The sequence below is a fragment of the Leucobacter shiyiweii genome (assembly GCF_052446065.1).
Taxonomy (GTDB): Bacteria; Actinomycetota; Actinomycetes; order Actinomycetales; family Microbacteriaceae; genus Leucobacter.
In genome coordinates, this window is the sequence record NZ_CM127080.1 from 2268334 (window position 1) to 2283007 (window position 14674).

Below are 14674 nucleotides of genomic sequence, written 5' to 3' on the forward strand. Positions count from 1 at the left end.
CTCTGTGCATCCCCGTTGCGCACGCAAAACCCAAGGACAACCGCCTCAGAAGTGAGGCAATTATAAGACAATTGTGGTGCATTTCACTCGCGCACATAGTGCACAGTGCGGAGACACTTCACGCACAGGGAAAGAAACCTACGTTATGGTTTCGGAAATCTGCCGGTGATCGGGCTTACCACCTTCGAGCCTGGGCAATTCGGCAACCTCGACGAAGCGAGCTGGAATCGCTGCGGGGCCGAGCTCCGCACGCAAGGCCGCGCTCAATTCTTCCGCGCCCTCGTGGATCATGTGATCCACCCCCTCCACCACGAGAACTGGGCGTTCACCCCACTGGGGGTCGACGATGCCCACAGCGGCTACCACCGCACCTCCGAGGTGAGCACTCGCGACGCGCTCGATCTCGTCAAGCGAGACGTTCACACCACCCGAAATGATCACGCGGTCGAGCCGTCCAGTGACCGACAACATGCCCCCCAGCAAGTAGCCTGCGTCACCAGTGCGGTACCAGCGCTCACCTCGGTCGATGATGAAGCGATCGGCCGTCAGCTGTGCATCACCGACGTATCCGAGCGCGAGGGTCGGCCCCGCGAGCTGCACCTCGCCAGCTCGAATTCGCACGCGGGTGTCGCCGATCTCGACGCCATCGTAGACACACCCGCCGGCCGTTTCGGTCATCCCGTAACTGCGTTTGAGTGCGATGCCCAGGGAATGTGCACGGCGCCGCATCTCAAGCGATATTGCCTGCCCGCCGACGAGCACGGCCTCGAACGAGCGCAACGTATCGGCGGCGGCAGGATCCGCCTCGGCGAGTGCAAGCAGACGCCCGAACTGCACGGGAACCAGAGAAACGTATCGTCGCTCGTGCCGCATTCGCTCAGCGCGAGCGAGCAGAGCGGCGGGATCGAACGGGCCGTCATAGAACTCGGGTGCGACACCACTCTCCGCGCTGCGCACGAGCATCTGGAGGCCGGAAATAAGATGCGGCGGAAGTGCTACGAGCCATTGACCCGGGCCTCCGAACGCTTCGTGGGTCGCCTCCGCGCTCGCGCGCAGAGCCGCCGCTGACAGCGCGACCGCCTTGGGGATGCCGCTCGAACCTGAGGTACGCACAACGAGGGCGGTGTCCTGCGGCAACTCCTCGCCTTGTAGCCGCTGGATCGCCTTGGGGTCGGCTCCCTCGTGCACCGGTAACACGGGTGCCCCACCCTGCAACGCGTCGGCGAGCGCGGCAAGTAGCCAGGCGCGATCCTCGGTGGGGATGGCGCGAAGCGACGATTTCGAGGTCACGCTGCAAGCCTAGGTCACGCGCGTTAGTCGCGGGTGGCCGCCTCAGCGAGACTCGCGGCCGCCAGCATGAGCGCCTCGGTCAATTCATTACTCTTCGCGTCGGTAACCCGAGCGACCGGACCAGAAATTGACACGGCTGCGGCGGGCGACGACCCAGGGACCGGAACGGCGATGCAGCGCACGCCCACCTCCTGCTCGCCGTCGTCTACGGCAAAACCACGTCGGCGTGACTCGCGCAGGTCGGCCAGCAGCGCAACGTCCGTTACCAGGGTCGATGGGGTGTACCTCGGCAGCCCCGTTCGCGCAACGATTTCCCGCACCCGCGTATCGGGCAGCGTCGAAAGAATGGCTTTGCCGACCCCCGAAGCGTGGGGCAGTACCCGCCGACCGACCTCGGTAAACATGCGCATGCGATGACGCGAGGGCATCTGCGCAATGTAGGCCACCAGGTCGCCATCGAGTACGGCGAGGTTCGCCGTTTCCTCCGACGCCTCCTCGAGGTCAGCGAGCACACCCTGCGCGAGGGTCGCAAGTTCGGGTGTCGCTCGCTTTCCCAGGTGGATCAGGCCAGAGCCCAGGGTATAGCCGCGCGAGGCGGCCTGCTGCACGTAACCGCGGCTCACCAGGGTGCGGAGGAGTCGATGCGCCGTCGGGGCGGCAAGGTGCGTGGCGGCAGCGACCTCGGCGACCGTGAGTTCGCGCTCGGCCTGGGCCAGGGCTTCCAGCACATCGAAGGCGCGCTCGACTGACTGCACGCCTCCAGATTCGGTTCCGCTCACGTCAGCTCCACTACTTGTTATTGATGACCCCACACCGACCTGTCCAGCCTTTTGCGCAGTCTTGGACCATGACTTGTGGGCCGTGATCTTGCGCCCAGATCCAGCAACAACCTCGACCAGGATCGAGCCGCATCTCATTGTATTTCATATGGTGGAATCAATATTTCAAATTATGGGCCCGCTGTCTAGACTCGATTGCGACGCCTCCGGTGCCCGGCTCTCAGGCACCCACCAGATCGGAGATATGCCATGCCCCAGCACCTGACCCGCGCGGACCTCACCGTGGATTCGGCCCTCGCGGACTTCGTTGAAGAGTCCCTGGGAGAGGCTGGCCTCACGCCCGATGCATTCTGGAGCGGGGTGAGCGAGATCATCCACGATCTCGGACCGAAAAACGCCGAGCTCCTTCAGATCCGTGAAGATCTGCAGCGTCAGATCGACGAGTTCCACCGGGCTCGGCCCGGAATCCCCGACCTGGCCGAGTACCGTGATTTCCTCGCAGAGATCGGCTATCTCGAGCCAGAGCCCGACTCCTTCACCGTCACCACTACTGGTGTCGACCCCGAAATCGGCACCCTCGCCGGCCCGCAGCTCGTGGTTCCCCTCCTCAACGCACGATTTGCGCTCAACGCCGTCAACGCCCGCTGGGGCTCCCTGTACGATGCGCTCTACGGCACCGACGCCATCGATCAGACGGGCGACCTCGCACCGGGCAGCGAGTACAACGCCGAGCGCGGCGCGGCCGTTATTGCGTTCGGTCGCGATCTGCTTGATAGCGTCGCACCGCTTGCGCACGGATCACATGCCGATGCCTCCGCCTACACGGTCTCGGACGGGAAGCTCCGCGTGGTGTTCGGACCCGACCAGACCACGACCCTCTCAAGCCCGGAGACGCTCGTCGGATACCGAGGCGAAGAGGCCGCCCCCACCGCAGTACTGCTCCGCCACAACGGTTTGCACCTCGAGATCGTGATTGACCCGGTCGGGCGCATCGGACGCACTGACCGCGCAGGTGTCGAAGACATCCTGGTCGAGTCCGCGCTCACCACCATCATGGACCTTGAGGATTCGGTCGCCGCGGTCGACGCAGAAGACAAGGTGCTCGGCTACCGCAACTGGCGCGGCCTGATGGATGGCACCCTAACCGAGACCGTGGCTAAGGGCGGCCGCAGCTTCACCCGCACACTCAACCCTGACCGCGAGTACACCGCCCCGAGCGGCGAACCACTTGTGCTGCCCGGCCGATCCACCCTCTTTGTGCGCAACGTGGGGCACCTCATGCGCACCGACGCGGTGCGCGATCGCGCCGGCGAGGAGGTCTTCGAAGGGATTCTTGACGCCATCATGACCGTGCTGGGGTCACTGCACGACCTGCGCGGGACGAGTTCGGGTGGAAACTCACGCACCGGATCCATCTACATCGTGAAGCCGAAGATGCACGGGCCAGCTGAGGTTGCCTTTGCCGTCGAACTCTTCGAGCGGGTCGAGCGGCTCTACGGTCTGCCCTCGAAAACCGTGAAGATCGGAATCATGGACGAGGAACGCCGCACCTCGGCGAACCTCGCTGCGTGCATCCAGGCGGCCAGCGATCGAGTGGTGTTCATCAACACGGGGTTCCTGGATCGCACGGGCGATGAGATCCACACTTCGCTGCACGCCGGGCCGATGCTCCCGAAGGGAGACATCCGCACCGAGCCGTGGCTAGGCGTTTACGAGGCGCGGAACGTCGCGATTGGGGTCGCGAGTGGGCTCGACGGGCGCGCGCAGATCGGCAAGGGGATGTGGGCGATGCCTGATCTCATGCACGACATGCTCCAGCAGAAGATCGGCCATGTGAAGTCGGGAGCATCGACAGCTTGGGTGCCCTCCCCCACCGCGGCCACGCTGCACGCCCTGCACTATCACCAGCTCGATGCGTTCGCGGCGCGTCGGTCGCTTCCGCCACTACCGGCAGAGAGCCTCGACACGCTGCTGCAGATACCTCTTGCGAGGGAAGGCGACCTCACACCTGAAGTGATCGCGACCGAGGTCGAGAACAACGTGCAGTCGATCCTTGGATACGTCGTGCGCTGGATCGACCAGGGCGTGGGCTGCTCGAAGGTGCCCGACATTCACGACGTGGCACTGATGGAGGACCGCGCGACCCTCCGCATCTCGAGCCAATTGCTCGCGAACTGGCTCGCGCACGGCGTCATCACTGAGTCGCAGATCGACGAGGCGCTCAGTCGGCTCGCATCGGTGGTGGATCGGCAGAACTCGGGCGACCCCACCTACGAGACGCTGCTCGGCGTCGACGGTCGCTCGCCGGGCATCGCGTTCAATGCGGCGCGCAGGCTCATCGTAGAGGGGGCCGCGCAGCCGAGCGGCTACACGGAGCCGATTCTGCACGAGCTGCGACGGCACAAGAAGGCGCAGGCGGCCGGATGATCCGCTGAGATGCGGATCTGGGCGTAAGGGAGAGCACAGACCGAGGGTCACCGGCATACCGCTCGCGGTAAGCTTGTCCGGTGACCCACATCTCCCGTCTGTCAAAGAAGATCGGCGCAATCGCCGAGTCCGCCACCCTCAAGGTCGACGCCAAAGCTAAGGCCTTGCAAGCCGAGGGTCGTCCCGTTATCAGTTATGCCGCTGGCGAGCCTGATTTCGCGACTCCGGCTCACATCGTCGATGCGGCGCGCGCCGCACTCGACGACCCGAAGAACTTTCGTTACACCGCCGCTTCGGGGCTGCCAGAGCTGCGCGAGGCAATCGCGGCGAAGACCGCGCGCGACTCCGGCTGGGACGTGCCTGCGGCTCAGGTGATCGTCACCAATGGCGGCAAGCAAGCCGTCTACCAGGCCTTCCAGGTGCTCCTCGACCCGGGTGACGAGGTGCTGCTGCCCGCACCATATTGGACGACCTACCCTGAGGCGATCCGCCTCGCCGATGGCGTGCCCGTCGAGGTGTTTGCTGGCTCCGACCAGGGGTACAAGGTGACGGTGGATCAGCTTGAGGCCGCCCGCACCGAGCGCACGAAGGTGCTGCTGTTTGTCTCCCCCTCGAACCCGACCGGCGCGGTGTACTCACCCGCCGAGACGAAGGCAATCGGCGAGTGGGCAGAGGCCCACGGTCTCTGGATCATCGCCGACGAGATCTATCAGAACCTGGTCTATGACGGGGTGCGCGCGCAGTCCATCGTCGAGGCTGTGCCAGCGCTTACCGACCGCACCATTTTGGTGAACGGGGTCGCGAAGTCCTACGCGATGACCGGGTGGCGCCTGGGATGGATGGTGGGACCCGCCGATGTAATGAAGGGCGCCGCGAACCTGCAGTCGCACCTATCGTCGAACGTCAATAACGTTGCCCAGAGGGGAGCGATTGCCGCACTGAATGGCTCGCAGGAGCCCAGCGAGCAGATGCGACTGGCCTTCGATCGTCGCCGCAAGCTCATTGTCGCCGAGCTGAACAAGGTCCCCGGTTTCCACTGCCCGACGCCCGAGGGAGCGTTCTACGCATACGTCGACGTCACCGGCGCGCTCGGCACGGAGATCGCCGGCCACACCCCCGAGACCTCGCTCGAGCTCGCCGACCTCATCCTTTCCGAGGCTGAGGTGGCCGCCGTGCCCGGCGAGGCGTTTGGCCCGAGCGGTTACTTGCGATTCAGTTACGCACTGGGCGACGACGCACTGGTTGAGGGCATCCGCCGCATCCAGCGCCTGCTCGGAGCATAGCGCGGCTCCCGTCGCCCGACACACGGCTCCCCTCTCCCCTTGAGTGGACGACCGCGCAGGGCTCCGGGGTCCAGCTTCCCTCAAGTGGACTACCGCGCAGGGCTCCTGCGTCCGGCATCCGTCAAGTGGACGACCGTGCAGGGCTCCGTTGTCGTGAACCCTGCACGGTTGTCAACCTTCGTGATGAGGTCGTGAACCCGACGTGACGAGGTCGTCATACGAAGGCAAAGCATCCTGCGGCACCCACCGACCCGTTTATTCGCTGACCCGCTGCTTCGTCGATTCACTCCTCCCTTCCACTCATCCGGCACCGCCCGCTCAACCGTTCCGCCGCTCCACCGCTCCACCGCTCCACTCAACCGTTCCACCGCTCCACCGCTCCACCGCTCCACCGCTCCGCTCAACCGTTCCGCCGCTCCACCGCTACGCTCATCCGGCGCCCTCACCCCGCTCCGCTCCCGGCTCATCCGTTGATCCGGTGACCGGCCGCGCCACCGCAGGATCGTGTACGATTTGGAGAACCGCGACAAAGAAGTGAGAGTAACCAATGACCGAGGTGTTTGCGCGCGAGCGCACCATGCACGATCTCCAGACCCGTCGAGTGCAGGTGCTGCGTACCGCCGCGATTGCGCCGAAAATGGTGCGGATCACGCTCGGCGGTGAGGATCTCACTGGTTTCAGCGCTGTGGGACCGGCCGACCACGTCAAGGTGTTCTTGCCCGATCCCGAGACGGGTGTGCTGACGATCCCCGAGCCGGGTGGGTTTCGGAAGCCCCGCGCAGAGGGGGCTCCCGCCATCATCCTGCGCGACTACACTCCCTTCGCGTTCCGGGGTGACGCAGAGAGCGGCCCCGAGCTCGACATCGATTTCGTGCTGCACGGCGACCACGGTGTCGCCGCTGCATGGGCGGCGCAGGCGAAGGTTGGTGACGAATTGGGTATCGGTGGGCCCCGCGCGTCGCTCGGCGTCCCAGCTGGAGTCGACTCGGCGATCCTTGTCGCCGACGAATCGGCTCTCCCTGCGGCTACCCGTTGGCTGCAGGCGTTCGACGCGTCAGTGACGGTGACGGGGCTGTTCTTTGTGAAAGATGCTGATACCTCTGCCTACCTCGACGGTCACAACAGCGAGACTCGCGAACTGCGGTGGTTCACGGGGGTGGATCGCGCTTCCAAGCTCGAGGCGACGTTGCGCGCGCTGCCCATCGGAGAGCGGACTTTCGTATTCCTTGCCGGCGAGGCGAACACGCTGATCCCGCTGCGTCGCTACCTGCGTCGTGAACTCGGGCTGAGCAAGTCGCAGGCCGACGTGCACGGATACTGGAAACAGGGCGAGGTCGCGCTCGACCACCACGCTCCGCTCGATCCGACCGACCCCGAAGACTGAGCGGTATTCCGAGGGCTGCGCGGTATTTCGTGGCTTGCGCGGTATTCCGGTATTCCATGGGCTGCGCGGTATTCCGTTATTCCATGGGCTGAGCGGTACTCCATGGCCTGCGCCGGACCCCCAAGCGCTGATTTTCCTCAAATTGATGCTGCGCGGCCCCTTTTCCATCAAGGTCGGGCAGGTCGGGCAGGTCGGGAAGTTCGGGAAGGTCGGGAAGGTCGGGAAGGTCGAGAAGATCGAGAAGATCGAGAAGATCGAGAAGATCGAGAAGATCGAGAAGATCGAGAAGATCGAGAAGTTCGAGAAGGTCGGGAAAGTCGAGAAGTTCGAGAAGTTCGAGAAGTTCGAGAAGGTCGAGACTGCCTGAGCCTGCGCCCCTGCACCACCTGGGACTCCCACTGCGTAGCCGCAAGGGCAAGAACCGCGCTCCGAACAGAGGAGGGGCCCGATCCGCTGTGGATCAAGCCCCTCCTTTTCGGTGATTCTCTGCCGCGAGCTACGCGCCGGTGTAATACCCGTCTGCCACCGTGAGCGCCGCGTCGAGCGCGTCGAGACCCTTCACGAGATCTTCCTCAGAAATCACGAGTGGCGGCGCGAGCTGCAGGCGGTTGCCGGCCGCAAACGGCCAGACCCCGGCCGCCTTGCACGCCGCAATCACGGCGTTCATCGGGGCCGCGGCTTCGCCCGAGGCGTTGAACGGCACGAGAGGCTCGCGCGTCTCGCGGTCGAGCACCAGCTCCATTGCCCAGAACAAACCCTTCCCGCGCACTTCTCCAACGGAGGGATGCTTTTCGGCGAGCTCGCGTAGGCGCGGCTCGATCACGCGCGACCCGAGATCGCGCACCCGCTCGATGATTCCCTCGTTCTCGAAGATGTCGAAGGTCGCGACGCCCGCCGCGCAGGCGAGCGGGTGCCCCGAGTAGGTGAGGCCCCCGGGGAAGGGGCGATCCACAAATGAATTGTGCACCGTCTCGCTGATGACGACGCCACCGAGCGGCACGTAACCCGAGTTCACGCCCTTGGCGAATGTCACTAGGTCGGGCGTCAGATCGAAGCCCTGATAAGCAAACCACTCGCCGGTGCGGCCGAAGCCGACCATAACCTCGTCACAGATCAGCAGGATGTTGTACTTGTCGCAGATCGCGCGCACGCCGGGAAGGTAGCTGGGCGGCGGCACGAGCACGCCGTTGGTGCCGGTCACGGTTTCCAGCACGACAGCGGCGATCGTGCCGGGGCCCTCAAGCTGAATCTGCTGCTCAAGGTGAGCGAGCGCCCGCTCGGTCTCTTGCTCGGGCGTCTCAGCCCAGAACGCACTGCGGTACTGGTAGGGCCCAAAGAAATGCACGACCGAGGTGTCGATCGTGTCGTTCGCCCAGCGGCGTGGCTCACCGGTCATAGTGATCGCGGTGCCGGTCGAGCCGTGGTACGAACGATACCGGCTCATGATCTTGCGACGTCCCGTGTGCTGCCGGGCGAGACGCACCGCGTATTCGATGGCCTCGGCGCCGCCGTTGGTGAAGAACACCGAGCGCGCTCCCTCGAAGGAGTGCTCGACAATGCGCTTCGCAAGTTCACCGCGGGCATCGTTCGCGAAGGCTGGCTGAATTGTGGCGAGCCGCCCGGCCTGCTCCTGGATCGCTTGCACAAGGCCAGGGTGCTGGTGCCCGAGGTTCAGGTTCACAAGCTGAGACGAGAAATCGAGGTACCCGTTGCCGTCGTAATCCCAGAACCTGGCGCCCTCGCCCTTCGCGACGGGGAGCGGGTTGATCTGCCCCTGCGCCGACCACGAGTGGAAGACGTAGGCGCGATCGTTCTCGCGCACCTCGCGTTGAGCCTCGGTGTCGCCAAACTCCTGCGGCGCACCGTTCAGGTCAATGTAGTCAGTCATTAATTTCCCTTAGAAACGTAGTGAATTACAAGTGGGAAGGAGCGCGGGTCGCTGTCGCAGCGTGCGGATCAGGCCCGCGCTCCGGCGACCTAGTTGTTGCTCGGGAACCCGAGATCCACCTTGGAGGTAGCAGGGTCAGGCCAGCGAGTGGTCACGACCTTCGAGCGGGTGTAGAAGTGGATCGATTCCGGGCCGTAGATGTGCGAATCACCGAAGAGCGAATCCTTCCAACCACCGAAGGAGAAGGAGCCCACCGGCACGGGGATCGGAACGTTGATACCGACCATGCCGGCCTCGACCTCGAACTCGAACTGACGCGCGACGCCGCCGTCACGCGTGAAGATTGCAGTGCCATTGCCGAACTGGTGCTCGTTAATGATGCGCACACCCTCTTCGTAGGTGTCGACGCGCACGACAGCGAGCACTGGCCCGAAGATTTCATCGGAATGGATCTTGCTGCCGGGCTTGACGTGATCGATGAGCGAGACCCCGGTGAAGAAGCCGTTGCCCTCGAACTTGTGCTCGCGGCCGTCGACCACGACGGTCGCGCCCTCGGCCTCGGCACCTGCCACGTACGACTCGACGCGATCCACTGCCTCACGGGTGATGAGCGGGCCCATCTCGCTGGCCGGATCGGTGCCGTCACCAATGACGAGCTTCTTCATGCGGCTCTGGATCGCTGGCACCAGGTCATCGGCCACGCCACCCACAGCGACGACGACCGAAACTGCCATGCAGCGCTCGCCGGCTGAACCGTACGCAGCCGAAACCGCGGCGTCGGCAGCCATGTTAATGTCGGCATCGGGAAGCACCAGCATGTGGTTCTTCGCGCCGCCGAGAGCTTGCACGCGCTTGCCGTTCGCGGCCGCGCGCTCGTAAATGTAGCGTGCGATGGGTGTCGAGCCGACGAAGCTGATTGCCTTCACGGTCGGGCTGTCGAGCAAGGTGTCGACCGCGACCTTGTCGCCGTTGACCACGTTCAGAACACCATCGGGCAGGCCCGCCTCGCGGAAGAGATCGGCGATGAAAATCGAGGCCGAGGGATCACGCTCGGAGGGCTTCAGCACCACGGTGTTGCCGCACGAGATCGCGCTCGCGATCATCCACAGGGGAACCATCACTGGAAAGTTGAACGGGGTGATTGCAGCGACCACGCCAACCGGCTGCTTCACCGAGTGTACGTCCACGCCGCCCGCGACCTGCTCGTCGCGCTCGCCCTTCAGCAGGTGCATGAGACCAGCCGCGAACTCGACGTTCTCGAGGCCACGGGCGATCTCACCCGCTGCATCGCTGAGCACCTTGCCGTGCTCGCTCGTGACAATCGCGGCGAGTTCAGGGGTGCGCTCCTTGAGGAGCTGACGCAGACGGAAGAAGACGTCGGCGCGCTTGGTGAGGCTGGTCGCGCGCCAGGCGGGCAACGCAGCCTGCGCAGCCGCGATAGCCTGCTCAACCGTCTCGACCGAGGCAATCCCTACCTCGTGCTGCTCTTCGCCGGTCGCCGGGTTGAAGACGGCTTGGAAGCGTTCTCCAGCTTCGACCTTCTCGCCTGCGATTACGTGGGGAATGCGTGCCATGTGGGTGCCCTCGGTTCTGCTAGTGGTGGTCGCGGTCACGACGTGTCAATCAATGTGTCTGAGGCGCGCTCGCCCCGTGTGCTCAAGTCTCGCAGGCGGGTGCGCTCAGATCCACCCTCAAACCATCCGCATCTCAGCCGCAGGCCGTACACTTTGTCCGGGCAGCCATTTGGGCAGACGCAATCCCATCGCACCCGGCGCACGGGATGGGTGGGCGGAAGATGCTGGAAAACGCGAGCATTCGAGCATCTTCTGCCCACTTGCCGAAAGGAAGGGAACACACATGCGGGATGTCGGCGAACCGAGCACGCTTCCGAGCGTGCGCAACGTACTCGCGCTCCCCGAGCTTCAGGCGGGCCAGCCCGAGCTGGTCGCAGGCTCGCAGGGGGTGGATCGCGACGTGCGCTGGGCGCACGTCGCCGCGGGCTCGGGCGTCGCCGAGCTGCTCGACGGCGGCGAGCTCATTCTCACCACAGGCGCGGGCTGGCCCAGGGACCCAAGCGAACTCGCCGAACTCGCCGAGGGACTTGTCACCGCCGGAGCGACCGGAGTTGCGGCCGTCGTGCTCGAGCTGGGCCAGAGGTTCACTGCGGCACCGGAGGCCCTGATCCACGCGTGCGAACTGAATGATGTGCCGCTCATCGTGCTGCATCGCGAGGTGCGCTTCGTACAGATCACGCAGCGGGTACACCAGCGTATTCTCGCCGCGCAGAACGAGGCGCTGGAAGCCCGCGCCGAGGTGCACGCGATGCTCACCGAGCTGGGGCTGAACCGCAGCCCCGTGGACTACGTGATCGAGCGACTCGCCGAGACCCTCGACTCTCCGGTGATGCTCGAAGACACTGGGCACCGGATCGTGGCGTTCGCCGGGGTCGGAGCTGACCCGGCCGAGGCGCTCGCGCCGTGGGTGCAGGCCGACGGGCGGGAGCCGCAATCACCGGAAGGCAAATTCTGGGAACGGGTCGCCGTCGAGGCCCGCGGCCGGCGCTGGGGACACGTGACGGCGCTCGCTGGTCCGCCGCACCCCGCCGGTCGCCGGACCGTGCTCGAGCTCGGGGCCTTCGCGCTCGCGCTCGGTCGACTCGCCGACACGGAGGGCGACCAGTGGATGCAGCTGGGCTCGAAGCGGCTGTTCGAGGCGCTTCTCGGAGGTCGCTACCGCAGTGACGCCGAGCTCGCCGCGCAGCTTGCCGCTTCCGGCCTTGCGCTTGACGGGCGCACCGTCATCGCTGCGACTCTGCGCGGCTCGGGCCCCTTCGGCGGGCACGCCACGCTCGAGCGTGCCATCTTGGAGACCGCGCTCCGGCGGGCGGTCGCGCCCGAGGGCCGGGCTCTCATCGCTCCCGACCACCAAGCAGTCGAAAGCGGTCCGGTGCTGCTAGCCCTGCTCTCGTTTCCTACCGAAGATCCACGTCTTGTTTCGACAGTGGATCGCGACGTTCCGTCGCTCGCCACCCGCCTGGCCCGCGAACTCGACATGCTGGTGCCGGGCACGGCCCCTCCATCGTGGCGGGCTCATCTCGCGCTCGGAACGCCTGCGGGCAGACTTCGCCAGCTCGTCGCCGCGCTCGAACAGGTGCGCGCGGCGGGTCAGATCGCGCCCACCGGCACGATCGGGCGAGTGACAGTGCAGCAGGCGGAGCGCCAGCCACTCGCGCACCTCGTGCGTGCGCTTGCCGGAACTCCCGAACTGCAGGAGTTTGCGACCGATACCCTCGCCCCGCTTCTTGCCCACGACCGAACAGTCGGTGCGCCTGGCGACCTTCTTCGGGTGCTCGCTGCCTACACCGCGCACCCTACGAACCGCTCGCTGGCCGCAAAGGACGCGCGGCTATCTCGGTCGGTGTTCTACCAGCGACTCGCCCTCATCGAAGATCTCCTGGGTGTGGATCTCACCAGTGGCGAGACGATCGCAACGCTCGCTGTCGCGTTGCTGGCACAGTCGAGATCAGATCCGACACCGCTGGACCGACCCAGCTCACTCTGACACCCGGCGAGGAACCTCAGCGAGAAACCTCACTGGCAAGGCATCACTCCTCAACAGCCCGGTGATCAGCCAGTCGGCGATCAGACATCTGATCGTCGGAACCGCAGAAGGGAAGACCTACACCACCACAAAGCACCACTGCCCGCTCAGCGCGGACGAAGCGGCGAGTGTTGCTGGACCCACGCATACATCGAGACGGCTGCGGCGGCGGACGCGTTGATCGAACGGGTGGATCCGTACTGCGTAATCTCGACAACTGCCTCTGCTGCGGCGATCGCCTCCGGGGTCAGCCCGGGTCCTTCCTGACCAAAGAGCATCACGCAACGCTCCGGCCAGTCGAAGGTCTCCATGGGCACGCAGCCGGGAACGTTGTCGATCGCGATGATCGGGATCCCCTCCGCTGCGGCCCACGCGACGAGCGCACTCACGTCTTCCCGGTGCTCGACGTGCTGGTAACGGTCGGTGACCATCGCGCCGCGCTTGTTCCACCGACGACGCCCCACGATGTGCACCGTGTCGGCGGCAAACGCGTTCGCGCTGCGCACGATCGAACCAATGTTCATGTCGTGCTGCCAGTTTTCGATCGCCACGTGAAACGGGTGTCGGTGCCGGTCGAGATCCGTGCGGATCGCCTCCATACGCCAGTACCGGTAGCGATCCACTACGTTGCGGGTGTCACCGCGTTCGAGCAGCTCGGGGTCGAAGTGGTCGCCCTCGGGCCATGCATCACGTCCGCCCGGCCACGGGCCGATCCCGGATGTCGTGCGCTCAGGGTGCGGCTCGGCCTGAGGTTCAGTGGGCGATGCGATCGGCGGTTCGGGGTGCGCTTCGGCTGGCTGTTCGGGCTGCGCGGCCCTATTTTCCAGTGGATCGCCGCTGCCGCTCATGGTCTCTGTCACCAGCCCATTCTTCCACCTGGCGGGCAATGCCGTCGCCGGCCACGGAGTTCGCGCGTGCTGGGGTTTCGGGATCAGGGGCGAGGCCTTCGGTTTCCAGCCAGACGTTGCGTCTTCACGATGTGGCCCCACAGGATGCCACATCGCTCAGCTGCAAAATGGCCAGAAGCCGAAACCCCCGCGCCTGATCCCTGCGCAGGCGAGAGTTACTCGCTGGCGGCGGAGAGCTGATCCACCTCGGCCTTGGTGAGTTCGAGTTCAAGTGAGGCGAGCAGCGCGGGAAGCTGGGCCGTGTTGCGGGCGCTTGCGATAGGCGCAGCGACAGTGGGCTGCTGCCGCAGCCAGGTGAGCGCGACCGTTGCGACCTCGACCCCGTGCGCCGCGGCCACCTCGTCGAGTGTCGCGAGCACCGCGCGTCCGCGATCGTGCAAGTACGCCACCGATTCCTCGGCGCGGGGGCTCGCCCCTGGCGCTTCCGCGTCTGTGATGTCGCGGTACTTTCCCGCCAAAAAGCCGTGTGCAAGCGAGTAGTAGGGGAAGACCCCGAGCCCTTCGCGTTCGGCCACCTCGCGCAGGCCGTTCGTCTCAAATCCGCGCTCGACCAGGCTGTAGTGCGGCTGCAGCGCCACCGGCAGGTGGAAGCTGCCCTCCCGAGCGATGCGGATCCACTCGGCGATCCTCTCGGGGGAGTAGTTCGAGACACCGATCGCACGCACCTTACCGGCATCGACGAGTTCGGAGAACACTGCGACGGTTTCCTCAAGCGGGGTCTCTGGGTCGTCGTAATGGGCGTAGTAGAGATCGATGCGGTCGGTGCCGAGGCGCTCGAGCGACGCGTCGGCCGCGGCTCGAACGTTGTCTGGTGCAAGCCCCGTGAATTCGGGATGCGTCGAGACCTTTGTCGCGATAGTCAAGCGGTCTCGACTTGCGCGTGCGCTGATCCATTCGCCGATCAGGGTCTCGCTCTCGCCGCCGGTATTGCCGGGAACCCAGTGCGCGTAACCATCGGCGGTATCGACGAAGTCTCCACCACCGGCAACGAATGCGTCGAGCACCGCAAACGTGGCATCGCGGTCGGCGGTCCAGCCGAATACGTTGGCCCCGAGCGCAAAGGGCGCAATCTCAATGTCGGAGTGACCGATTCGGGTGCGATGAGCCATTATCCG

The 14674-nt window shown here is 65.3% G+C and carries 11 protein-coding genes; 5 read left to right on the forward strand and 6 right to left on the reverse strand.

Annotation, left to right across the window (positions count from 1 at the left end; translation table 11 throughout):
- Window positions 1-138 precede the first annotated feature (138 nt).
- Both ACTNFJ_RS10555 and ACTNFJ_RS10560 read right to left on the reverse strand, forming a co-directional pair.
- On the reverse strand, window positions 139-1290 hold the full coding sequence (locus ACTNFJ_RS10555) for an AMP-binding protein (RefSeq protein ID WP_435906231.1): 1152 nt from the start codon (window positions 1288-1290) through the stop codon (window positions 139-141).
- Window positions 1291-1313: 23 nt separating this feature from the next.
- Window positions 1314-2069 carry an IclR family transcriptional regulator gene (locus ACTNFJ_RS10560; RefSeq protein ID WP_435906232.1) on the reverse strand — a complete coding sequence of 252 codons (756 nt, stop codon included), beginning with the start codon at window positions 2067-2069 and terminating at the stop codon, window positions 1314-1316.
- Between the two features lie 249 nt (window positions 2070-2318).
- Between ACTNFJ_RS10560 and ACTNFJ_RS10565 the strand changes: the two genes are divergently transcribed.
- The 4 genes from ACTNFJ_RS10565 to ACTNFJ_RS10580 all read left to right on the forward strand — a co-directional run bounded on the left by ACTNFJ_RS10565 (window position 2319) and on the right by ACTNFJ_RS10580 (window position 7530).
- A complete protein-coding gene (locus tag ACTNFJ_RS10565; protein ID WP_435906233.1) occupies window positions 2319-4496 on the forward strand; it encodes a malate synthase G in 2178 nt (725 codons plus the stop codon).
- An 80-nt stretch (window positions 4497-4576) separates the two neighbouring features.
- Window positions 4577-5779 carry a pyridoxal phosphate-dependent aminotransferase gene (locus tag ACTNFJ_RS10570; protein WP_435906234.1) on the forward strand — a complete coding sequence of 401 codons (1203 nt, stop codon included), beginning with the start codon at window positions 4577-4579 and terminating at the stop codon, window positions 5777-5779.
- A 547-nt stretch (window positions 5780-6326) separates the two neighbouring features.
- Window positions 6327-7163, forward strand: coding sequence for a siderophore-interacting protein (locus ACTNFJ_RS10575; RefSeq protein WP_435906235.1), 837 nt, complete (start codon window positions 6327-6329; stop codon window positions 7161-7163).
- Window positions 7164-7308: 145 nt separating this feature from the next.
- Window positions 7309-7530: a hypothetical protein gene (locus ACTNFJ_RS10580; protein ID WP_435906236.1), complete on the forward strand. Its 222-nt coding sequence runs from the start codon at window positions 7309-7311 to the stop codon at window positions 7528-7530.
- A 129-nt stretch (window positions 7531-7659) separates the two neighbouring features.
- On the opposite strand, the gene ACTNFJ_RS10585 is transcribed toward ACTNFJ_RS10580, so the two are convergent.
- Together ACTNFJ_RS10585 and ACTNFJ_RS10590 are read right to left on the reverse strand one after the other, a co-directional pair.
- Window positions 7660-9051 (reverse strand): aspartate aminotransferase family protein, encoded by a 1392-nt coding sequence (locus tag ACTNFJ_RS10585; RefSeq protein ID WP_435906237.1) that lies wholly within the window; start codon window positions 9049-9051, stop codon window positions 7660-7662.
- Window positions 9052-9140: 89 nt separating this feature from the next.
- Entirely contained in the window at window positions 9141-10625 is a 1485-nt protein-coding gene (locus ACTNFJ_RS10590; protein ID WP_435906238.1) for a CoA-acylating methylmalonate-semialdehyde dehydrogenase, read from the reverse strand.
- Window positions 10626-10908: 283 nt separating this feature from the next.
- On the opposite strand from ACTNFJ_RS10590, the gene ACTNFJ_RS10595 reads away from it, so the two are divergent.
- A complete protein-coding gene (locus ACTNFJ_RS10595) occupies window positions 10909-12612 on the forward strand; it encodes a PucR family transcriptional regulator (protein WP_435906239.1) in 1704 nt (567 codons plus the stop codon).
- A 146-nt stretch (window positions 12613-12758) separates the two neighbouring features.
- Here ACTNFJ_RS10595 and ACTNFJ_RS10600 read toward each other — a convergent pair whose 3' ends face one another.
- Window positions 12759-13421, reverse strand: a complete 663-nt coding sequence (locus ACTNFJ_RS10600; protein ID WP_435906269.1) for a TrmH family RNA methyltransferase — start codon at window positions 13419-13421, stop codon at window positions 12759-12761.
- Between the two features lie 293 nt (window positions 13422-13714).
- The gene (locus ACTNFJ_RS10605; protein ID WP_435906240.1) at window positions 13715-14668 is read right to left on the reverse strand and encodes an aldo/keto reductase; all 954 of its coding nucleotides are present in this window, start codon (window positions 14666-14668) and stop codon (window positions 13715-13717) included.
- Between the last annotated feature and the right edge of the window lie 6 nt (window positions 14669-14674).

What these genes read in the sequence shown, in the direction of transcription:
- ACTNFJ_RS10595 (WP_435906239.1), top strand. Translation starts at nt 10,909, where the DNA reads ATGCGGGATGTCGGCGAACCGAGCACGCTTCCGAGCGTGCGCAACGTA.
- ACTNFJ_RS10575 (WP_435906235.1), top strand. Translation starts at nt 6,327, where the DNA reads ATGACCGAGGTGTTTGCGCGCGAGCGCACCATGCACGATCTCCAGACC.
- ACTNFJ_RS10585 (WP_435906237.1), bottom strand. Translation starts at nt 9,051, where the DNA reads ATGACTGACTACATTGACCTGAACGGTGCGCCGCAGGAGTTTGGCGAC.
- ACTNFJ_RS10565 (WP_435906233.1), top strand. Translation starts at nt 2,319, where the DNA reads ATGCCCCAGCACCTGACCCGCGCGGACCTCACCGTGGATTCGGCCCTC.
- ACTNFJ_RS10605 (WP_435906240.1), bottom strand. Translation starts at nt 14,668, where the DNA reads ATGGCTCATCGCACCCGAATCGGTCACTCCGACATTGAGATTGCGCCC.
- ACTNFJ_RS10590 (WP_435906238.1), bottom strand. Translation starts at nt 10,625, where the DNA reads ATGGCACGCATTCCCCACGTAATCGCAGGCGAGAAGGTCGAAGCTGGA.
- ACTNFJ_RS10580 (WP_435906236.1), top strand. Translation starts at nt 7,309, where the DNA reads ATGCTGCGCGGCCCCTTTTCCATCAAGGTCGGGCAGGTCGGGCAGGTC.